Raw genomic sequence first — 21149 nt, 5'->3', positions numbered from 1 at the left:
AAGGACGTGAGAACGGCGCGACTCACAAAACACTGCAATCTAGTCTGGCTTTGCATTGGGAAGTTGAACGGCAGGTCTTGAAACGGTGCCGTGTTTCGGGCTGGATACGGCACCGAATTTTGAGGAAGACGCATCCATGACCGCGATGATCCGCAACCCCATCCTGCCGGGATTCAACCCGGATCCCTCCATCTGCCGCGTGGGCGAGGATTACTACATCGCCACGTCCACCTTCGAATGGTATCCGGGCGTGCAGATCCATCATTCGCGCGATCTGGTGAACTGGACGCTGGTGCGCCGGCCGCTGGAGCGCGCAAGCCAGCTCGACATGCGCGGCAATCCCGACAGCTGCGGCGTCTGGGCGCCGTGTCTGTCCCATGCCGATGGCCTGTTCTTCCTGGTCTATACCGACGTCAAGCGCTTTGACGGCAACTTCAAGGATGCGCACAATTACATCGTGACGTCGCCCACCATTGAAGGCGAATGGTCGGAGCGCATCTATGTCAACTCCTCCGGTTTCGATCCGTCGCTGTTTCATGACGACGATGGACGCAAATGGTTCCTCAACATGCAGTGGAACCATCGCACCGAGAGCTTTGGTGGTGCCCCGAAGAGCCCGGCCTTCGACGGTATCCTGCTGCAGGAATGGGATCCCGTTTCAAAGATGCTGATCGGGCCGATCCGCAATATTTTTGCCGGCAGCGCGCAAGGATTGGTCGAGGGGCCGCATCTCTTCAAGCGCAACGGCTGGTACTATCTGACGACCGCCGAAGGCGGCACCGCTTATGATCATGTCGTGACGATGGCCCGTTCGCGCACCATCGAAGGTCCCTACGAGATGCACCCGCAGACGCACCTGATCACCTCCAAGGATCATCCGGACGCCGTGCTGCAACGGGCAGGGCATGGCCAGTATGTCGAGACGCCGGACGGACAGGCTTACCACACCCATCTGACCGGCCGTCCCCTGGCGCCGCATCGGCGCTGCACGCTCGGCCGCGAGACGGCGCTGCAGAAATGCGTCTGGCGCGACGACGAATGGCTTTATCTGGAGCAGGGCGGCGTCGTGCCCTCGGTCGACGTTCCCGCGCCGAACGAAACGGTTGTCGTCGTGAAGCCGGCGAAGCTCGAAACCGATTTCGACGGCCCGGACCTGCCGACGGATTTGCAGTGGCTGCGCACGCCTGCCCCGGAGCGGATCTTCTCGCTGGCGGAGAGGCCAGGATATCTGCGCCTGTTCGGGCGTGAAAGCATCGGTAGCTGGTTCGAGCAGGCGCTGGTTGCTCGGCGGCAGGAGCATCATTCATTCCGAGCCGAAACCGTCGTCGAGTTCACCCCGGATACCTATCAGCAAGCTGCCGGGCTCACGCATTACTACAACCGCCACAAGTTCCACGCTCTCGCCGTTACCCTGCATGAACAACTCGGGCGAGTGGTGACGATCTTTTCCTGCGCCGGCGATTTTCCGCATGGCCGGATGACGTTTCCCGTCGACAGCGGTGTTGCCGTGCCGTTTGGCCGGGTCTATCTGGCGATGGAAGTTCGCGACAATGAGCTGCAGTTTTTCTGGCATGCGGATGGATACCGAGCATGGCGAAAACTCGGACCAGTGCTCGATGCCGGCGTGGTGTCCGACGAGGGTGGGCGGGGCGAACATGGGTCCTTCACGGGCGCATTCGCGGGCGTCTTCGCCTTCGACACGTCAGGGCGGGGCATGGTGGCGGACTTCGACCGGTTCGCCTACGAAGCGTTGTAATCGTCGGTTGCATCTTTGTTCAATATATCAGATTATTCTTATAATCATCTGATATCATTACAATTTTGTAACTTTTACTTTCAGTTTCCATTCATCTTTTGAGGTCTAGGTTCGGGGTGTCAAAAACGAAAGGACACTCCGATGAAACGTCTGTTGATCGCGCTGGTCGCAAGCTCCTTCCTGACGGCGCCGATGGCCTTCGCGCAGCCTGCAAAGCCGTTCGAAGTCGCTCAGATGAAAGAGCGCCATGTCGAAAAGAACGTCTACAAGCACGGCAACAAGAAAATTGTCGAAAAGCATGTGGTCGTGAAGAAACGCTGGGCGCGCGGTCATCGCCTGTCGCCGGCCGAGCGTCGCCATATCTCGACGGTCAATGATTACCGTCGCTACAAGTTGAATACGCCGCCGCGCGGCCAGCAATGGGTGCGGGTCGACAACGATTTCCTGCTGATCAGCGTCGCAACCGGCGTGATCGTCAACCTGGCAACACGCTAAAGTAAAACGGGCATGGACGCCTGATGGCCAGGCCTCACCTGAACGGCGATGTGCGCGCGGGTTGCGCGGGCACATCGAAATGCTCCGGCGCAAGCTTTTGTCTGGCGCGGTCGGCCATCATTGCGTAGGCCGTTTCCAGATGGCGGCAGAAACGTTCCGCGTCGAACAGCGGCGCCGTGTAACGGTTGGCCTCGATCCTCTGCTTCAGGCTTGCAAGCCGAGCCGGATCGTTCGACAGCGCGACGGCTTGCGCGACGAAGGCGTCGGGATCGGATGCCACAAGTTCGGGAAGGCCGATCGCCGTCAGCAGGCTTTCGGATACGCGCGACGCAAAATTGCTTCCCTTGACCGTCAGTACCGGCAAGCCGGCCCAGAGCTGGTCGGATGTCGTCGTGTGGCCGTTGTAGGGGAAAGTGTCGAGGCCAAGATCGGCGGCCTGCAAACGGGCGATATGTGCGTCGTAGCTGGTCTTGGGCGCAAAGATGACGCGGTCTGCTTCCACGCCGCGGCTTTTCATGGCGGACAGGAAGTTGCCACGGGCAAGGTCTCCATCGATCATCACCCAGAGAACCCTATTGCTGGCACCGCGCAGGATCGCCGCCCAGCAATCGAGCGTCGGCAGCGAGATTTTGCGGGCGGCATTGAACGCCGCCAGGACGAAACGATCATCAGGCAACCCCAGATCTGCACGGCTGGCAGCCGGCGGGCGGGCCCGGTAGACCGGGTCGTTTGGCTGGTAGGTTTCAGGCAGGCGGCAGAACGTCTCGTGGTAATGCGGCTTCGAACTGTTTGGTAGGACGATGGCATCGCCAATGATATAATCGCATTCGATATTGACCGTGCTGCCCGGGAATCCGAGCCAGGCGACCTGGAGCGGCGCGACCATGTGGTTGAGAATTTTCGAGCGCGATCCCGCCGTATGGCCTTTGAGGTCGACGAGGATGTCCGTCTGGCGCGCCCTTATCACATCTGCGGCCGCGGCGTCGCTCAGTGCATGAATCTGGACAATCTTTCCCCATTTGCCGCGGTTTCCGCCGTCGAAGCCGACAAATCGTTCCGGCGTGTAGCAATAGAGCGTCACGTCGAACCGCTCCCTGTCGTGTGCCTCCAGAACGCTTTGAAACAACCGCATGGTGGCGTGGTCGTCCCACAGGTCGCTGGAGAGGTAGCCGACCCGGATCCTGTCGCTCCAGAGGTGGGGGCGTGACCGCCTTTGCCGGGTTGCGGCCGGCGAGGGGGGCTCGGAAACGCCCGGATTGTTGGTTGCCAGCCGGTTGTACCGCTCGACGCCACAGTGTAGCAGGTTCGAATAGCCGGTGTCGCCGGCGAGAGATGCCATCCTGCCGGCTGCGATTTCATCGCCGAGCCAGCGCTCGATCCGCTCGATTGCCGCGTAGTCGCAAAAATCGCGTGCCACGGCCAGGTATTTGAGTTGCGAATAGGGATCGTCGGGATGGAGCGCTGCGATCTTGCGGAACAGCGTCAAGCTCGCCGGATTGCGATCGTCACCGGCGAAAATGTCGCCGGCAAGCTTGAGGTGCTCCGGATCGTCGCTTTCCACCAGCGTGTTCTTGACGAGGTCGACAAGGGCGTTGTCGCCTGTCCGGCGAAGAGAACGGGCGAGGATGTATGCCAGCTCCGGATCGGCAGGCAGCGATTTGAGAAGTTTCATGCCGATAAGCTGGGTATGGTCATCGTCGCCGATCGCGAAATAAAGCCCGCAAGCGCGCCGCAGAACAAGCGGCGCCTCGGCGCCGGCATGCTGCGCTGCCTGTTCAAACGCTTCCGCGGCCTCCGCCGTGAACCCGAGCTTCTCCAGCGTCTCGGCGAGAAGCAACGTGACCGCGGCCGCTTCTTCGCTCTTGCCAAGCATTCCGTTGAGGATCGTCAGGGCGTCGATATACCGGTTCTGTTCGAATGCCGCCGTCGCCGCGGCAATCCCTTGTCCACTCATACTGATGCCTGCTCCCGGCTGTTTCGTTCAGCGATTCTTTCGGGAATGTGCCCTGCTTCGCTTGCGCGAGGCAGGGCGTTGTCCGGCGGGGGACCGTCATGCAGCCCGTTGGCTCCAGTCTGGAAACGGATCCGGCAGGTTGCGCCAATGGTTTGGCGAAAAGGCCGAACTGTCGATCAGACATGCATCCAGCTCCGCCTCCAATGCAGCCTGGTTCATCGGATCGGCGCCGATGAAGACGATCTCCTGGCGCCGGTCGCCCCAGACGGGATCGAGGAAGGGCTCCATCATTGCCAGAAATCCGGGATCATCAGGCCATTGGGCTTTGGGAACCGCCGACCACCAGAGCCCCATCTTTGATGTGCGCACCATCGGCCCCGCCTGGCTCAGTTCGCCGACATGATAGGGACGCGTCGCCAGCCAGAAAAAGCCCTTTGCCCGCACGACACCCGGCCATGGCCGGTGGACGAAACTGTGGAAGCGGGCCGGATCGAAAGGCTTCTTCGCCCGGTAGACGAAGGAGCGGATACCGTATTCTTCCGTTTCCGGTATGTGATCCCTGAAACCGTGCAGTTCCTTGTACCAGAGCGGATGCTGCTCGGCCTTCGCCATATCGAACAGCCCGGTGCCAAGCACGTCGCGCAACCCCACTTTGCCGAAATCCGTCTCGATCAGCCGCGCATCGGCATTGAGCCCGACGATGATTTTTCGCGCCGCGTCCCGCTGTTCCGGTGTCGCGCTGCCGGTCTTGTTGAGAACGACGACATCGGCGAACTCGATCTGCTCGACCAGCAGATCGACAAGCGTGCGGGTATCGCCTTCGCCGGCGGTGTCGCCGCGGTCGGCAAGGAAATCGGCGGAGGAATAGTCGGCCAGAAGGTTGGCGGCGTCGACCACGGTGACCATCGTATCGAGCCGGGCCACGTCCGAAAGGCTGTTGCCGTCCTCGTCGCGGAATTCAAATGTGGTGGCGACGGGGAGGGGCTCGGCGATCCCTGTCGATTCGATCAGCAGGTAGTCGAACCGGTCCTGTTCCGCCAGCTTGCGGACCTCGTTCAGCAGGTCGTCGCGCAGGGTGCAGCAGATGCAGCCATTGGTCATCTCGACCAGTTGCTCCTCGGTTCGTGACAGGTTGGCGCCGCCGTCGCGCACCAGTGCCGCGTCGATGTTGACCTCGCTCATGTCGTTGACGATGACGGCCACCCGCAGTCCGTCGCGGTTGTTGAGGATGTGGTTGAGCACCGTGGTCTTGCCGGCGCCAAGGAAGCCGGAGAGGACGGTGACCGGAAGTCTGTCGGACATTGCCTGTATTCCTTTATGTTATACTATTACATTCGACGGTCTGAAAAAGGCGGACTTTTGGCCCGCCTCTCTCAGTCGCTCGGGAGGAACGTGGTCAGCTGCCGGAAGACAGGCAGGTCTTCAGCGATGTGCCGATGCCTTCCATCAGCTGGAAATAGAGATCGGGGCCGGCATCGAGCGTGGCTGCTTCCGGATCCAGCGTACCGGATTTCGCCGGCGTGCCTTCGAGCACGATATTGACCAGCTTCGGCTCGAACTGCGGCTCGGCAAAGACGCAGGTTGCGCCCAGTTCGACGATTTTCTGATGGATCTGCTTCAGACGCGCAGCACCGGGCAGCGTCTCGGGGCTGACGGTGATCGAGCCGGCCACCTTCACGCGGTAGCGATGCTCGAAATACTGGTAGGCGTCGTGAAAGACGACGAAGGGCTTGTCCTTGATGGGCGCGACGGTCTCCGTCAGCGTCTTGTCGAGCGTATCGAGCCGCGTGCCGAGCGCATCGAGATTGGCCTTGTAGGCGGCCGCATTGTCCGGATCGACTTCCGCAAGCGTCTTTTCGATCTCCGCTGCCATCGCCTTGGCATTGTCCGGATCGAGCCAGAGGTGCATGTCGAACTCGCCCTCGTCATGGTGATGACCCTCTTCGTGGGCGCCTGCTTCGTGCTCGTCGCCGTCGTCATGCGCCTCGAAGGCACCGCCTTCGCGGAATTTCAGCTTTTCAAGTCCCGGCGCGTCGTCCAGTTCGACGATTTTCGCACCGCTGCCGAGCGTTTCCAGCGGCTTCTCCAGAAATGCCTCCAGCCCATGGCCGACCCAGAAGACGACATCGGCTTTTTCCAGCGCCGAGGCATTGGAGGGTTTCATGCTGTAGGTATGGGGAGAGGCGGCGCCCTCGACGATCAGGGCCGGTTCGCCGATGCCCTGCATGATCGAGGCGACCAGCGAATGGATCGGCTTGATCGAGACGACGACGTTGGGAACTTCGGCATGGGCGGCGCCTGCTGCCAGAAGGAGCAGGGAGGACGCGGAAAGGAGGGGTTTTTTCAGGCGCATGCGGGGACTCCATGTCTTGCAAATTGACGTAATGTTATTACATCAATTGCGTTACGCTATAACGTGTGGCATAGCCACTGGCAACACCTCACCCGGATTTTTTTGATGCTGAATTTCCGCAAGACCGACCAGGCACCGCTCGTTTCCCTGAACAATACCGGTGTGCGCCGCAACGGCCGCTGGCTGGTGCGCGGCGTCGAGTTCTCGATCAGCCGCGGCGAGATCGTCACGCTGATCGGCCCGAACGGCTCGGGCAAATCGACGACGGCAAAGGCTGCGATCGGCGTGCTCAAGCCGGATGAAGGCTGGGTCGAGAAACTGCCGGGGCTGAAGGTCGGCTACGTGCCGCAGAAGCTGGCTATCGACTGGACGCTGCCCTTGACCGTCGAGCGGCTGATGACGCTGACCGGTCCGCTCAAGGGACGCGAGGTCGAGGAAGCGCTGCATTCGACCGGCATCGCCCATCTGGCCCGCGCCGAGGTGCAGCACCTTTCGGGCGGCGAATTCCAGCGGGCGCTGCTGGCCCGCGCCATCGCCCGCAAGCCGGACCTTCTGGTCCTCGACGAACCGGTGCAGGGCGTCGATTTCTCCGGCGAGATCGCTCTTTACGACCTGATCAAGTCCATCCGCAACCGGACCGGCTGCGGCATCCTCTTGATCTCGCACGACCTGCATGTGGTGATGGCCGAGACCGATACCGTGATCTGCCTGAACGGCCATGTCTGCTGCCGCGGCACGCCACAAATGGTCAGCCAGAGCCCGGAATATCTGAAATTGTTCGGCAGCCGCGCCGCCCAGACGCTGGCCGTCTACAGCCACGATCACGACCACACCCATCTGCCCGACGGCCGCGTCCGCCATGCCGATGGCAGCATCACTCAATATTGCCATCCCGACGACGGCCATCATCATGGCGACCATGCGCACGACGACCATGCCCATGACCATGACCATGCCGGTCACGTCCATGGCCCAGATTGCGGCTGCGGCCACAAAAGCCGCCTGCAAGGGTTCGACAACAAGGAGCGCGGCCGTGTTTGACGATTTCTTTACCCGCGCGCTCATTGCCGGCATCGGTCTTGCCATCACGGTCGGCCCGCTCGGCTGCTTTGTCATCTGGCGGCGCATGGCCTATTTCGGCGATACCATGGCCCATTCGGCGCTGCTCGGCGTGGCGCTGTCGCTGCTGTTTAATCTCAACCTGATGCTCAGCGTCTTCATCGTCGCCGCTGCCGTGTCGCTGCTCCTTCTGCTCCTGCAGAAGCGCGGCGCGCTGTCGACCGATGCGCTGCTCGGGATTCTCTCGCATTCCGCCCTTTCGATCGGCCTTGTCATGGTCGCCTTCATGACCTGGGTTCGCATCGATCTTGTCGGCTTCCTGTTCGGCGATATTCTCGCCGTTTCCGAGGCCGATATCGATCTCGTCTGGGGTGGCGGCATCCTTGTGCTTGCTGCGATCGTCTATCTCTGGCGGCCGCTGCTTGCCTCCACCGTCAATGCGGAACTGGCCGAGGCCGAAGGCCTTCAGCCGGAGCGGACGCGGCTGTATTTCATGCTGTTGATGGCGCTGGTGATTGCGATTGCCATGAAGATCGTCGGCATCCTGCTCATTACTTCGCTTCTGATCATCCCTGCCGCCACCGCGAGGCGTTTCGCAACCTCGCCGGAAATCATGGCCATGCTGGCTTCCGTGATCGGCGCTCTTGCCGTCACCGGCGGGTTGTTCGGATCGCTGCATTTCGACACGCCGTCCGGCCCGTCGATCGTGGTTGCGGCAATGGGGCTTTTCGTGCTCAGTCTTTTGCCGTTCGGGCGGAAAACACAAACCGAGACGGCCATTCACTCGACGCATGGGGGACATCACTGATGGCGATACAGAAACTCACCAAAAACCAGTCTCTGGTGCTTGACGCGCTGGAACATGCGGAGGGGCCGCTCAGCGCCTACACCATCCTCGACAAACTGCGCGATCATGGTTTTCGAGCGCCGCTGCAGGTGTACCGGGCGCTGGACAAGCTTTTGGAATTCGGCCTTATCCACCGACTCGAAAGCATGAACTCCTTCGTTGCCTGCGCCCATCCCGATCACCACCACCACCATGATCATGGCGTCACGGCCTTTGCCATCTGCGAGGATTGCGGCCAGGTTACCGAGATGCACGATGCGGGCATGGAGGAGCGTCTGTCGGTGCTTGCCGGCAATCAGCATTTCAAGACCGAGAAAACGACGATCGAGATTCGCGGTCACTGCCAGAACTGCACCGCTGAATAAGCACTGCACCTCCGAATAAGCGCGGCGAGGGGCAGTCAACGTCCCATTGCCCAAGCGGATGTCGAGACATCCCAACCCGCCAAGGCCCAACCGTGAACAATCGCGACTCGATATCCGATTTCCTGTTTTCAGCCCATGCGCACGGCCACGCTCATCGTGACGAACAGGACATGCCCGGCACAGCGATCGACCCGGTCTGCGGCATGACGGTCAAGCTTGATGCCGGAAAGCCGAGCCTCGATTATCAGGGCACCACCTATCATTTCTGCAGCCAGCGCTGCCACGGCCGCTTTGGCGCCGATCCGTGGTTCTTCCTGTCCGGTCATTCGAAGAACAAGCCGAAGGTGGCGAAGAAGGCGACGCTCTACACCTGCCCGATGGATCCGGAAATTGTCCGCGACGTGCCGGGCACATGCCCGATCTGCGGCATGGCCCTGGAGCCCATGGGTGCTCCGGTCGAAGGCTCCAGCCACGAACTGATCGATTTCACCCGGCGCTTCTGGGTAAGCCTTGCCTGCGCCGTGCCGCTGGTCATCCTGTCCATGGGGCCGATGCTCGGCCTCCCGATCCGTGACTGGATCGGCGGCAGGCTCACGGCTTATCTCGAACTGATCCTGGCAACGCCGGTGGTGCTGTGGGCGGCAAGGCCCTTCTTCGAGCGCGGCTGGGTTTCGGTGCGCACCGGCCACTACAATATGTGGACGTTGATCATGCTCGGCGTCGGGGCCGCCTATCTCTACAGCGTCGTTGCCATGCTCTTCCCAAGCCTCTTTCCCATGGAGTTCGGCGGCCACCACGGCGATGTAGCCGTCTATTTCGAAGCCGCTACCGTCATCGTCGCGCTGGTCTTCGTCGGCCAGATCCTCGAGCTTCGCGCCCGTGAGCGCACCGGCGATGCGATCCGTGCCCTGATGAACCTCGCACCGAAGATCGCCCGGCGGATCCAGCCGGACGGGACGGAGCAGGATGCACCGCTCGAGAACATTCTTACCGGCGACCATGTGCGTGTGCGCCCCGGCGAAGCCGTGCCCGTCGATGGCATCGTTACCGAAGGCCGCTCCAGCGTTGACGAAAGCCTGATCACCGGCGAGCCGTTGCCGGTGGAGAAAACCGAGGGCGCCGAGGTTACCGGCGGCACGGTCAACCGCAACGGCACGCTTGTCGTGCGGGCACAGAAGGTCGGCAGCGACACCGTCCTCTCGCAGATCGTCGAGATGGTCGCCTCGGCCCAGCGCTCGCGGGCGCCGATCCAGAAGCTGGCTGATCGTGTCTCCGGCTGGTTCGTACCGGCGGTCGTCATCATCGCCGTGCTGGCCTTCCTGGGCTGGCTGTTCCTTGGCCCACAACCCTCCTTCGTCTATGGGCTGGCGGCGGCAGTCTCCGTGCTCATCATTGCCTGCCCCTGCGCGCTGGGGCTGGCGACGCCGATCTCGATCATGACGGCGACAGGCAGGGGCGCGCAGTCCGGCGTATTGGTCCGCGAAGCCGCGGCCCTTGAGCGTCTCGCTGCCGTCGATACGCTGATCGTCGACAAGACGGGAACGCTGACCGAGGGGCAGCCGCGCCTGACGGACGTGCTGGTGCATCCGGCCTTTCCTGAAAACCGGATGCTGATGCTGGCGGCGTCCCTTGAACGAGCGTCGGAACATCCGCTGGCCGAAGCCATCGTTGCCGGCGCCGCGGCACGGGATGTCCTGCTCACCGCCGTCACCGATTTCGAAGCGATCAACGGCAAGGGCGTGTCGGGCAAGGTCGACGGGGAGACGGTGATGGCCGGCAATGCCGCCATGATGGCGGATGCGGCGATCGACATAACCAGCTTTGCCGGTCATGCGGAGAGCCTGCGCCAGAACGGCCGCACGGCGCTGTACATCGCCGTCAACGGTCAGCCTGCCGGTCTGCTGGCACTTGCCGATGAAATCAAGCTCAATGCCGCCGAGGCGATCCGCGCGCTGCATGCCGATGGCATCCGTGTCATCATGGCAACCGGCGACAATGCGGTCACGGCTCAAGCCGTGGCCAAGGCGCTCGGTATCGACGAGGTCGTGGCCGATCAGCTGCCGGAGGCCAAGAAGGCACTGGTCGAGCGGCTGAAGGTCGAGGGTCGCGTGGTCGCCATGGCGGGCGACGGTATCAACGACGCGCCGGCACTGGCTGCGGCCGATGTCGGTATCGCCATGGGCACCGGCGCCGACGTGGCGCTGGAGAGTGCCGGCATCACGCTCTTGAAGGGCGACCTGTCCGGCATCGTGCGGGCGCGGACCCTGTCGAAGGCCACCTTGTCGAACATCCGCCAGAACCTGTTCTTCGCCTTCGGCTACAATGCGATCGGCGTGCCCGTCGCCGCCGGATTGCTCTATCCGCTCACCGGCTCGCTGCTGTCGCCGATGCTGGCCGCAGCAGCGATGAGCCTGTCGTCGGTGTCCGTCGTTGCCAATGCGCTGCGGTTGCGGAAATTGAAGCTCTGATGCCGCCTATTCGAGGGCGGAAAGGCTGGTTGCAAACAGTTGCCATTTGCTGACATAGCCGTCCGCCGACTTTTTCAGCCCGGCGACGGCCGTCTCGTCCAGCAACCGGATGGCTTTTGCCGGAGCGCCGACGATCAGCGAGTTGTCGGGAAAGACCTTGCCTTCCGTTACCAGCGCATTGGCGCCGACCAGGCAGTTGCTGCCGATCACAGCGCCGTTCAGCACTGTCGCGCCCATGCCGATCAATGAATTGTCGCCGATGGTGCAGCCATGCACGATGGCGCGGTGGCCGATGGTGCAGCCTTCTCCGATCGTCACCGGAAAGCCGGGGTCGACGTGGATGACGACGCCTTCCTGGATATTGGTGCGGGCACCGACCCGGATCGGCTCGTTGTCGCCGCGCAGCACCGCTCCGAACCAGATGCCGACATCCTCGCCCAGTTCGACCTTGCCGATGACATGCGCGTCCGGCGCCACCCAGTAGCTGCCCTCGGGCGGGACAGCGGGCCGTGTCGGGCCAAGAGCATATAGCGGCATGATCGGCTCTTTCTTCTCTTAGACGACTGTGAAAGTCAGTGTTTCGACGCCATCGATACCGCAGGATACCACGTCGCCACGCGACACCGGGCCGACACCCGATGGCGTGCCGGTCAAGATCACGTCGCCGGCAGCCAGCGTGAACAGCTTTGACAGTTCGGCGATGATTTCGGGTACTTTCCAGATCATCTGGTTGAGGTCGCCCTGCTGTTTCGTCTCGCCGTTGATCTTCAGCCAGATATTGCCGTTCTCGGGGTGGCCGATCGCCTGCGCCGGGACGATCCCAGAGACCGGCGCCGAATGTTCGAAGGCCTTTGCCGCGGCCCAGGGCTTGCCGGCGGCCTTGGCCTCGGCCTGCAGGTCGCGGCGGGTGAAGTCGATACCGACGGCATAGCCATAGACGCAGTCAAGCGCATCCCCGGCATCGATCGTATCGCCGCCCTGTTTCAGCGCGACCACCAGTTCGACCTCATGGTGCACGTCTGCCGAGAGCGGCGGATAGGGAAACTCGGCCGCTTGCCGAAGGTTATCGGGGTTTTTCTGGAAGAAGAAGGGTGGTTCGCGAGTGGGATCATGGCCCATTTCGATGGCATGGGCGGCATAGTTGCGCCCCACACAGTAGACGCGACGAACGGGAAAGACCTGATCGGAATTTGCTACCTGCAACAGCACAGGCGCGGGAAGGGGGATTGCAGCTGTCATCGATATCCAGACATTCGGTTATGAATGCCGGACGATAGCACCCCTTTGCGGGGCGGGGAAAGACGCTTCAGCTGCAGACGTAGGCCTCAAGCTGATCGCGCGTCAGGAACCGGCTGCCGGCCCGGGAGTTCAACTCCGGATGCGTATATTCCAGGCTCGGAACATCGGGAAGCTCAAGTGCCTGGCGGACGGTCATGATGCCGACATCACGGCGATCGGTGCCGCGTTTCAGGCTGACTTCGACGATGCGATACAGATTTTCCTCTACCATGATGTTCTCTCCCGTCTCTTTGTTTTTTGATTCTGGACTGCAGTTGCTACTCCGAAATTGGTTTTTATGAGGCACCTCATCTATTAGCATGCCACACATGAAGAAATCGCAACAGTCATTTTTCCGCGGATGCTTGGAATCGTATCTCTATGATACGTGAAAGGCGCCGAATCACGTCGGGGGGGCCATATTGGCGAGCATGCGCCCAGGCATCGGGCATCCTCTCTGTTCACCATGGAACAATCCCGCGCTTCAGGTGTTTTCGCCACTGACAGAAAAGGAGCGCGCGATGGCCAATATCAAAAATCTGCGAACCGGTTTCACAGGCGAACTGGACGAGACGAGCGGCGTGGCGGCACGAGCGAAGCAGGCGGCTGACTATGTCAAGGACGAGGCCGGCGCCGTGGCGCGCAGCGCGCAGGATCACCCCTCCGCCACCAGCACCGCATTGCTGATTTTCGGCGCGGCGGCCTTCCTTGCAGGATATATTGTCGGCAGCGCGTCAGGCACCGAGACAACACGAAGACGTTATCGATAATTATTGCGTTGCGTCAGATTTAGTTTGATTTTGATGCAATGCAGCATTAAAGTCATATTTATCGCAGTGATTCACCTCCTCCCGAAAAGCTGCGACCGATCAGCGGTCACCTCCTCCCGACCGTGGGTCATTTTCAGAAGCCTGCCGCACCTCCTCCCGCGGCAGGCTTTTTTCATTTTGCACACTGCCCTTCAGGAACCAAATCAGCTATTCTCCCGTTGTGGTCTGGCAAGACATTCGGAGGAGACGCTCATGCCAAATACCAAATGGTCCAATCCCGTGGAGGTGGGGTTCGGGCACAAGGGTTCTCAGGTGGTGCAGGGGCCGTTCGATGCCCTCATCTGCCTGATGGATACCTGGCCGGATCTGCGCGGCCCGCGCTACGTTGCCGCAAGAAGTTTGTGCCGCGCAGCGCTCGACGGCCGCAAATCGCCGGAGGAGGCAAGGGAGGTCTTCATCTCGGCGGCGAAAGAGGCACAGCTTCAGGCGCATTAGAGCCGCGCGTCGAGGCGTAGGAGCAAAAATCGCTGCAGTTTGTTGATGGCCTGGTATGGGCCGGCGGTGGTGTATCGATTGTCCGAAGACGCCGGATCAAACCTCGGTCAGATCGGCATCATCGTCGTAATCGTCGTATAGCTTTTCATCGGGCTGGAAATGCTTTGCGCTCAGGGCCGCGACGCAAAGCGCGAGGGATGGCGTGGCGGCTGCGAATGTTGGCCCATCGTTAATTTTTGCAGTGGCGTTGCGGGGGCTCCAGGTGAGGCCGCCAATGCAGCCTGGCAACAGCGTTTGGGCAAGAAGTTTGGCCGCGTCGATTTTGGCGGTAAAGAAGGGGATCCTGCTTTCCTCCCCGGACGTATACAACCAGATCACCTTTCGCTCCTTTTCCCCGCCTTTGCCCTTTGCCGTGGTGACCTGGCGCTTGTATCCCATCACGAGGGCGATCGAGACATCAAGCTTCCTGTCGTAACCGGTGGCATGCTGAAGATCGAGAATAAGGTCGGCAACTGTTTTCATTTCAATCGGGTTCCTCATGACACGTTGCGGGACCGTGCCGCTCCGGGTGAGCAATAAGCGCACCATAACCAAGCATCAACACCAAAGGATAGGGGGCATCACGTTCCCGGCCGCCGCATTGCCTGCCGTTCGGCCGTGCCGCTCTTGCCTTCATGCTCCCCAACGTGTAGCGACTTGTGGCATCGGCGAGCGATATAGTCCCGGTTTTCGTCATGATAATGGCGCCTGGTTCGGACAAAAAATCAACCGGCTTTGACTGTCGCCCTGTCGCCGGCCGGATATTCGTTTACACTTCGACGTGGCGAATGCGCGATAGCGGGATATGAGAGCATGACGACAAACGCCAGTTTCTACGGGCCTTCGGCGGCGGACCGGCCGGGAATATTCGCCGTTGCGCCGATGATCGACTGGACGGACAGGCACTACCGTTTCCTTGCCCGGCAGCTGTCGAAACATGCGCTGCTCTATACCGAGATGATCGTCTCCGAGGCGATCTTGCGCGGCGACCGGCAGCGGTTGCTGGGGTTCGATGCGGTCGAGCAGCCGGTGGCGTTGCAGCTGGGCGGCAATGATCCGGACAAGATGGCGGAAGCGGCTGGGATCGGCGAGCAGTTCGGCTATGCCGAGATCAACATGAATGTCGGCTGTCCGTCGGACCGGGTGCAGTCGGGCACGTTCGGCGCCTGCCTGATGCGCGAGCCGGAGGTGGTGGCCGACTGCGTGGCGGCGATGAAGGCGGCGGTGTCGATCCCGGTGACGGTGAAATGCCGGATCGGCGTCGACGACCAGGAGCCGGAGGTGGCGTTGCGGGACCTGGTTTCGCGGGTTGCCGAAGCGGGAACCGACGCGATCTGGGTGCATGCGCGAAAAGCCTGGCTGCAGGGGCTGTCGCCGAAGGAGAACCGCGATATTCCGCCGCTGGATTATGGTCTGGTTCATCGTCTCAAATCGGAAAATCCTCATCTTTTCATCGGCATCAACGGCGGTCTTGGCAGTTTGAATCAGGCCGTCGAGGAACTGAATCAAAAAGCGGCGCTGGATGGCGTCATGCTCGGCCGCGCTGCCTATCATGATAGCGCCATGCTGACGGCCGTGGACGGATATTTTTCGCATCCGCTGACGGGCGCAGCACCCGCCGATTTCACCGGTGAGGGCTTCACCGCCAACGGCCACCGGCAGTCACCGGACTTCTGGGCCGGGGTGCGCGAGGCGATGATGGCCTATGCGGCCGGGCATATCGCTTCGGGCGGGCGGCTGATCCATGTCACCCGGCATATGGTCGGCCTGTTCCAGGGCTGGCCGGGGGCGCGGCGGTTCCGGCAGATCCTGTCGGCCGATGCGACACGGGCCGGGGCCGGGCCGGAGGTGATCGCGGCGGCATTCGATGCCGTGTTCACTGCCGCTGAAACAAAACAGGCGGCGGAATAAAAACCAACGGCTTGCCGGTTCTGCAGATCAGTTCGGTCATCATTGCACGGATTTTCGCGGCGGGGATAATCGCGGGCACAAAAAAACGGCGCCCCGGGGGACGCCGTTCAATTCAGTTATCGCAAGGCGATCAGATCGAAGCTTATGCAGCCTGGATGTTGACGGCCTTCGGGCCCTTGCCCATGCGATCCGGCTCGGTGTCGAAGGTGACCTGCTGGCCGTCCTTCAGGGTCTGGAGACCGGCGGCCTGCAGCGCGGAGATGTGCACGAACACGTCCTTGGCGCCGCCTTCCGGCGTGATGAAACCAAAACCCTTGTCCTGGTTGAAGAATTTTACGGTGCCCTTGGTGGCCATGGGAGAAGTCCTTTTTTCCCTTAATGATATGTCCTCACCCCTGCCAGGGTGGAGACGTTTTTCTTTCCGGTTTTGTCTTTATTGCGGAAAGCCAGTCGGAGAAGTCGATAACGGGGAAAGAACGTCTACAGTGCCTTTTCAGGCACGCCCGGATTTTTCCGGGACCATACAGCCAGTCCAGTCTCCGGGATGCAAACGCCCGAACGCCGAAATATTTGCAGCAAAAAAAGAAAATAGCAAGCGTTTAATCCTTTGCACTCAACCGCATGTCGGTACCGGCGCCCGCCTGCACCACGCCGGCACATCCGCCCATATGGCGGGTTTTTGCCCGCCCGTATCTGCTGCCCGAACGGCACCGGCCGGGGAAAACCGCCCGCCGTCCCGATCTCGCCCCAATTTGGTCCCGACGATGACCGAAGAAGGGGCCGCCGGCCGGCTGCTGCTTCGGGGTCGAAGCGGGGTTGAAGCGGGCCGGGCGACGGGTTAGGTCAGGGGCGAACGAGACGAATGCGGGGACTTGAGAGGTGGCGCTGTGATCGACCCCTATGAAACGCTGGGCATTGCCCGCGATGCCGACGAGCAGGCGGTCAAGGCGGCCTATCGCAAGGTGGTCAAGTCCGCCCATCCCGACTCGGGCGGCGATACCGAGGCCTTCGGCCGGCTGCAGGCCTGCTACGACCTGCTGAAGGACCCGGTGCGCCGCAAGGTCTACGACAATACCGGCTACGACCCGCAGCTGGCCGACCCGCGCGACCTGCAGGGTATCTTGCGGCTGGAAACGCTGGTCAACGACTTCATCCTCGACGAGCGCGAGCCCGGCAGCTTCGATCCGGTTGCCGCCATGCGCCGAAAGCTGTCCGACGACATCGTCAAGAGCCGCTTCCATATCCTCGAGCTGGAGCGCCACCGCGCCCGCGTCCGCCAGCATATCGACCGGCTCGGCCGCCGCCCCGCCGCCGACGTGCTCGGCTCGATGCTGCGCACCCGCTCGCAATCGATCGCCGACGCCATCCGCAATGCCGAGGCGCAGATCGAGGCGATTGAGCAGGCGTACACGATGCTGGAAGGCTATTCCTACGAGCTGGAGCTGCTGGAAGAGGTGAAGGCGGCGGAGTAGGGCTCCGGCCGACACGCGCCGCCTATCCATTGCCATTGCCGCCGTCTTTTCCGTCGCCGCGCTTGAGCGCCTGCGCCGAGTGCGCAAAGTCGCGCCAGAAGGGCAGCGACGCATGCAGCCAGTGGCCGCGCGGCTGGGCGAGGCGGACGATCTCGGACACGGCAACGCCCTCCAGATCGCGCGCGACGGTGGCGCGGACATGGGCGCTGACGAGGTCGTGAAGATTCTCGAACCGCGTGCGGGCGGCGGCGAGCAGCCTGTCGTGCAAGGCCCGGGCCTCCGGCGAAAGATGTGCCAGGCAGGCGGGGGTGCGATCGGCGCCGGTGACGAAGCCGCAGCGCCGATGGCGCCGGCAGGCGCGATAGGGGCAACCGAGGGGAATGCCGATGATTTCGAGTGTGTTGCGTTGCAGGGTCTCGTCCCGGCGCTGCTCGGCCGGGGTCCGTTTCGGGGCGGGGTTCGGCATGATCTCTCCTGTGCTTGGCGGCTGTGCTGGGCGGCGGGCACGCGCCCGCCTTCGCGCGGCCTTTCGGCCCGCGGTCTGGCTTGGGTGATGTCCGTCCTGCCCGCATGGGCAGGGATCGGACGGGGCGCTCGCAAGAGCCTTTTTGGGTAGTGGGAAAATGGCTCTCGCCAGCGCCCCGTTCGGCGGTTTTTGCCCGCGACTCCGGTTTCTCTGCGACCGGGCTTCAAGCCGGTCCTGTGTGCCGCACAGGCACATCCGCAGCCGCGTCAGCCTGCGGAGGGAAACCATTTTCCGCGAACCCCCGATGTGAGGACTTCCGTCCTTTCCCCACACCCGGCGCCGGCCCCGCCTCGCTGCCACGGCTGGCAGTGTATCCTCGGCGGAACGATCAGGAGTATGGCATGGGTTTTGGGGGCGGGGATGAACGGGGTGGGGTGGGGAGGCGCTCAGTGGCGAAATTGGACGCTGGGATTGCGGCTAAGGTGTTGATTTTGAGTAATATTATACAGTTGGAAGTTAGAGTTACGAGATCGCACCCTCATCTAATTTTTTCCTCTTGCGCGCCGCGCCTCTAGCCCTTGAATTGATCACGTGTGACCAGCTCATTGATAGCAAAAGAAATTTTTATTTGCGTATTTCAACTAAGAGGTGTTCTAATTATACTGTTATAATATCTGGACTTCTCAAGCGAATCGGACTTTTCAATGGAAGCCATACGAGCGTTTTTGTCTGAAGCCAAATTTCCTGAAAACAATGATTGGTTTTTATCTGCTTTCATACAAGACGACGGAAATTTCCTCTTTTCCGAGGGAGAGAATTGGGATTTTAAACGTGAGTGGCCTTTTTCGTATTCAGATGATTATTTCGTGCATCTTTGCAAGCTCGTAATCTCTTTTGCCAATACATCCGGTGGTTTGATTGTATTTGGTGTAGACGACGCCACTCGCACGGTTGTTTCTAGATCCGTTAGAGTAAATTTCGACAAATTTTGCACTTCTCTCGCGAATATAACCATAAACATGCCACGCTTGGCACACCGGAACATAAAGGTCGGTGAAGGATATCTTGATATATTAATCGTTTTTCAGAACTCATCGGTTGCAAATCCTTCCGGATTCTCGCGGAAATTTTGTGAGAAAAACGGAATGGAAAAATATTGGATCAGGTCTTCATATGAAACGATAGCTGCAGATTCACGTCATTTGCCGATACTTTTCTGTGGTGCTGCGAGACATGTGCAGGGCCGCGAGAAGATTGAGTTTGCCCTACCTCCAAATCCAGCACAAATTAAGCAATTTGTAGGTCGCCTCGATGCAGTACAAAAAGTTTTCTCTTGGATTCAAGATATACATGAGCCACGGAATTTTTTATACGGAAGAGGTGGATCCGGAAAAACAACTATAGCTTACGAGATAGCAAAGCTGATATCCATATATGGAGCAAATATAGATATATCTTCTGGTGAATTTTTTGACCAGGTTATATTTGTGTCTGCAAAAAAGAAGTTTCTAAATACGTCAGAATCAAAATCAGAATTGTTCGTTGGTGCCGACTTTAATGACGCGAAGTCGCTAATAGTATCAATTTTAACGTTAGGTTCGTGGACGGATATTAATAAGGCCGAAAGCATGACGCTGCTTGATTTATCCAGGGAGCTGCAAGTGTTTTTTGATAATTTTTCGTGTTTTGTCGTGATTGATGATATCGATACTTTAACAACCTCTGGTGAAGATGCCGGTTTCGATGCCATTTACAAAGTCCTCGTGAGGGCGAAAAAAACATCGAAAGTGCTTTATACACAAAGAAATGCTCCCACTCAGTCGCTAGATAATTCAATTGAGATACCTGGTTTATCTTCGGGAGTTGAATATCCTAAATTTGTGGAAGTTTGTTGTGATCAATTCAAGGTTGAGAAGCCGCAGATTGAGTTTCGTGACGGAAAGCTGGCGCAAGTTACCGAGAGGCGTCCGCTTGTTATTGAAACAATTTTGGCATTGAGAAGGAATTCTGGAAACTATGAGCAAGCGGTTTCGCTCTTTGAGGAGCATGTCGGCGGTGATGCGCGATCGTATGTGTTTGAACGAGAGTGGGACGCGCTAACTGGCGATTATTCACGCCAGCTGCTTTGCGCTCTCGCTTTAGCGGGCAAGCCATTAAATTTCGAGGATTTAAGGACTATATTAAGATATGAGGACAGTCGCATAGTTGACTCAATTAACGACACTCGTGAAATGTTTCTGGACAGAAACGAAATTGGTCAAGAGACTTTTTTTAGACTTGGTGAGCTCACGCGTGCTTTTGTGCTGGAGAAATCTAAGCTTTTGGATAGATATGCTTCGGTTGAAGCGAGGGTTAATTCATTTAAAAGGTCATTTTTTCCGGAAATTCCCGAGTTATCTCGCTTGATGCAAAAATGTGAAAATCTTGCACGCGCATCTCATCGCCTTGGCGACAGCGCTCATCTCGAAAAAGCATGGTCTGAATTAAACGCAAAAGATTTGTCCCCAAAAATTACCGAAGATCCGCGTTTTCGTGCCTTTAGGGGGTATATCGGGACTTTGATATCTCCACCAAAATTGAATTTTGTACGAGACGATTTCAATTTTGCATTTTCGATGAAGTATGAACCACCATTCGACCACGTAAAACGGTGGTATATGTGTGAAGAGCAGAGCGGAGAAATTGCGCGGTACTGTTTGGGTATTGCGAATTTCGTGGAGAGCGGTAGAAATTACACTTCTGAAGAAAAATTGAGTTTTCTTGCGAGAAAGGCAGGGTATTTTTATCTAAAAGCTAAAGATAATAGGCATATGGATATGGACGGTGCTCTAATTGATTTAAAAAAATCTCTAGATATACATGCAGAAGTTTATTTTAAGGCTATTAAATCGAATAGTGTTCAGGCCTTAAGGTATGAAAATTATTATAAGAATACGGCCTTGTATTATTTTTATATTTGTTCATCATCTGCAAATTTGGAAGAAATTATAAATGGCATGATATCGGTTGCGTCCAAGGGAAAAATATACATGGATCCTTTTTCGGCGGCTACAAGCATGTATATACCTATTTTTCGAACTGAACTTCTTCCTAAAGCCATGCGGAGTAGGCTTAGGGGGCGGCTATCGCATTTAATTAAGATAATTTCTATTGGTGAAATATGGGAAAATGTAAGCTGCAAAAATGAGGTTATTTCAGTTTTCGACAATTTTTTAAAGAGATTATCGACTTTGTAGAAGGCCAACAAAGTTTCCATCCCGGCGGCTCGAGTTATCTGCTCGCGCGTGACGCTGTCGTTGTTTTGGCTTTTGCCGTATCGAGCTGTAGGCATTCTCATAGCAGCGGATAACGGATATTGGAACGGACGAAGAGCTACCGCGTCCCCTCAAACAACGCACTCAAGCTCCACGGATATTCCCCC

Annotated in this window: 20 protein-coding genes; 11 read left to right on the top strand and 9 right to left on the bottom strand. The window is 59.1% G+C overall.

Annotation, left to right across the window (positions count from 1 at the left end; all coding sequences use genetic code 11):
* Positions 1 to 145 precede the first annotated feature (145 nt).
* The gene (locus tag J2Z75_RS03250; RefSeq protein ID WP_209848762.1) at positions 146 to 1756 is read left to right on the top strand and encodes a glycoside hydrolase family 43 protein; all 1611 of its coding nucleotides are present in this window, start codon (positions 146 to 148) and stop codon (positions 1754 to 1756) included.
* Positions 1757 to 1897: 141 nt separating this feature from the next.
* On the top strand, positions 1898 to 2251 hold the full coding sequence (locus J2Z75_RS03245) for an RcnB family protein (RefSeq protein WP_209847672.1): 354 nt from the start codon (positions 1898 to 1900) through the stop codon (positions 2249 to 2251).
* 34 nt (positions 2252 to 2285) lie between these two features.
* Here the strand turns inward: J2Z75_RS03245 and J2Z75_RS03240 are convergent, their stop codons facing one another.
* From J2Z75_RS03240 to J2Z75_RS03230, 3 genes are all read right to left on the bottom strand, one after another.
* Positions 2286 to 4205 carry an O-linked N-acetylglucosamine transferase, SPINDLY family protein gene (locus J2Z75_RS03240; RefSeq protein ID WP_209847668.1) on the bottom strand — a complete coding sequence of 640 codons (1920 nt, stop codon included), beginning with the start codon at positions 4203 to 4205 and terminating at the stop codon, positions 2286 to 2288.
* Positions 4206 to 4301: 96 nt separating this feature from the next.
* Positions 4302 to 5507, bottom strand: coding sequence for a zinc metallochaperone GTPase ZigA (gene zigA / locus J2Z75_RS03235; RefSeq protein ID WP_209847665.1), 1206 nt, complete (start codon positions 5505 to 5507; stop codon positions 4302 to 4304).
* A 94-nt stretch (positions 5508 to 5601) separates the two neighbouring features.
* Entirely contained in the window at positions 5602 to 6558 is a 957-nt protein-coding gene (locus J2Z75_RS03230) for a zinc ABC transporter substrate-binding protein (RefSeq protein ID WP_209847662.1), read from the bottom strand.
* Between the two features lie 105 nt (positions 6559 to 6663).
* Here J2Z75_RS03230 and J2Z75_RS03225 point away from each other — a divergent pair, with 105 nt between their 5' ends.
* From J2Z75_RS03225 to J2Z75_RS03210, 4 genes are all read left to right on the top strand, one after another.
* A complete protein-coding gene (locus tag J2Z75_RS03225) occupies positions 6664 to 7599 on the top strand; it encodes an ATP-binding cassette domain-containing protein (protein WP_209847659.1) in 936 nt (311 codons plus the stop codon).
* Entirely contained in the window at positions 7592 to 8425 is an 834-nt protein-coding gene (gene znuB / locus J2Z75_RS03220; RefSeq protein WP_209847656.1) for a zinc ABC transporter permease subunit ZnuB, read from the top strand. The genes J2Z75_RS03225 and znuB overlap by 8 nt, the downstream gene beginning before the upstream one ends.
* Positions 8425 to 8829, top strand: coding sequence for a Fur family transcriptional regulator (locus tag J2Z75_RS03215; RefSeq protein WP_209847652.1), 405 nt, complete (start codon positions 8425 to 8427; stop codon positions 8827 to 8829). The genes znuB and J2Z75_RS03215 overlap by 1 nt, the downstream gene beginning before the upstream one ends.
* Positions 8830 to 8999: 170 nt before the next feature.
* Positions 9000 to 11297: a heavy metal translocating P-type ATPase gene (locus tag J2Z75_RS03210; RefSeq protein WP_209848759.1), complete on the top strand. Its 2298-nt coding sequence runs from the start codon at positions 9000 to 9002 to the stop codon at positions 11295 to 11297.
* A 6-nt stretch (positions 11298 to 11303) separates the two neighbouring features.
* Here the strand turns inward: J2Z75_RS03210 and J2Z75_RS03205 are convergent, their stop codons facing one another.
* The 3 genes from J2Z75_RS03205 to J2Z75_RS03195 form a co-directional block, all read right to left on the bottom strand.
* The gene (locus J2Z75_RS03205; RefSeq protein WP_209847649.1) at positions 11304 to 11834 is read right to left on the bottom strand and encodes a gamma carbonic anhydrase family protein; all 531 of its coding nucleotides are present in this window, start codon (positions 11832 to 11834) and stop codon (positions 11304 to 11306) included.
* 18 nt (positions 11835 to 11852) lie between these two features.
* Positions 11853 to 12536 carry a fumarylacetoacetate hydrolase family protein gene (locus tag J2Z75_RS03200; protein ID WP_209847646.1) on the bottom strand — a complete coding sequence of 228 codons (684 nt, stop codon included), beginning with the start codon at positions 12534 to 12536 and terminating at the stop codon, positions 11853 to 11855.
* A 67-nt stretch (positions 12537 to 12603) separates the two neighbouring features.
* Positions 12604 to 12807, bottom strand: a complete 204-nt coding sequence (locus J2Z75_RS03195) for a hypothetical protein (RefSeq protein WP_209847642.1) — start codon at positions 12805 to 12807, stop codon at positions 12604 to 12606.
* Positions 12808 to 13096: 289 nt separating this feature from the next.
* Here J2Z75_RS03195 and J2Z75_RS03190 point away from each other — a divergent pair, with 289 nt between their 5' ends.
* Together J2Z75_RS03190 and J2Z75_RS03185 are read left to right on the top strand one after the other, a co-directional pair.
* Entirely contained in the window at positions 13097 to 13345 is a 249-nt protein-coding gene (locus J2Z75_RS03190) for a hypothetical protein (protein WP_209847639.1), read from the top strand.
* A 252-nt stretch (positions 13346 to 13597) separates the two neighbouring features.
* Positions 13598 to 13840: a DUF982 domain-containing protein gene (locus J2Z75_RS03185; RefSeq protein ID WP_209847637.1), complete on the top strand. Its 243-nt coding sequence runs from the start codon at positions 13598 to 13600 to the stop codon at positions 13838 to 13840.
* Between the two features lie 96 nt (positions 13841 to 13936).
* Here the strand turns inward: J2Z75_RS03185 and J2Z75_RS03180 are convergent, their stop codons facing one another.
* Positions 13937 to 14362, bottom strand: coding sequence for a hypothetical protein (locus tag J2Z75_RS03180; RefSeq protein ID WP_209847634.1), 426 nt, complete (start codon positions 14360 to 14362; stop codon positions 13937 to 13939).
* 330 nt (positions 14363 to 14692) lie between these two features.
* On the opposite strand from J2Z75_RS03180, the gene dusA reads away from it, so the two are divergent.
* A complete protein-coding gene (gene dusA, locus J2Z75_RS03175) occupies positions 14693 to 15790 on the top strand; it encodes a tRNA dihydrouridine(20/20a) synthase DusA (protein WP_209847631.1) in 1098 nt (365 codons plus the stop codon).
* 142 nt (positions 15791 to 15932) lie between these two features.
* On the opposite strand, the gene J2Z75_RS03170 is transcribed toward dusA, so the two are convergent.
* Positions 15933 to 16145, bottom strand: a complete 213-nt coding sequence (locus J2Z75_RS03170) for a cold-shock protein (RefSeq protein ID WP_018324555.1) — start codon at positions 16143 to 16145, stop codon at positions 15933 to 15935.
* 532 nt (positions 16146 to 16677) lie between these two features.
* Between J2Z75_RS03170 and J2Z75_RS03165 the strand changes: the two genes are divergently transcribed.
* Positions 16678 to 17262: a J domain-containing protein gene (locus J2Z75_RS03165; RefSeq protein ID WP_209847628.1), complete on the top strand. Its 585-nt coding sequence runs from the start codon at positions 16678 to 16680 to the stop codon at positions 17260 to 17262.
* Between the two features lie 22 nt (positions 17263 to 17284).
* On the opposite strand, the gene J2Z75_RS03160 is transcribed toward J2Z75_RS03165, so the two are convergent.
* Complete coding sequence (locus tag J2Z75_RS03160; RefSeq protein WP_209847625.1) at positions 17285 to 17728, bottom strand: hypothetical protein; 444 nt, start codon at positions 17726 to 17728, stop codon at positions 17285 to 17287.
* A 704-nt stretch (positions 17729 to 18432) separates the two neighbouring features.
* Here J2Z75_RS03160 and J2Z75_RS03155 point away from each other — a divergent pair.
* Entirely contained in the window at positions 18433 to 20964 is a 2532-nt protein-coding gene (locus J2Z75_RS03155; protein WP_209847622.1) for an ATP-binding protein, read from the top strand.
* The last annotated feature ends 185 nt before the right edge of the window (positions 20965 to 21149 follow it).

Origin of the sequence: Rhizobium herbae (genome assembly GCF_017873135.1) — a bacterium.
Taxonomy (GTDB): domain Bacteria; phylum Pseudomonadota; class Alphaproteobacteria; order Rhizobiales; family Rhizobiaceae; genus Pararhizobium; species Pararhizobium herbae.
The sequence above is the reverse complement of the archived record's forward strand: the minus strand, read 5'-3'. Positions and strand labels throughout refer to the sequence as shown.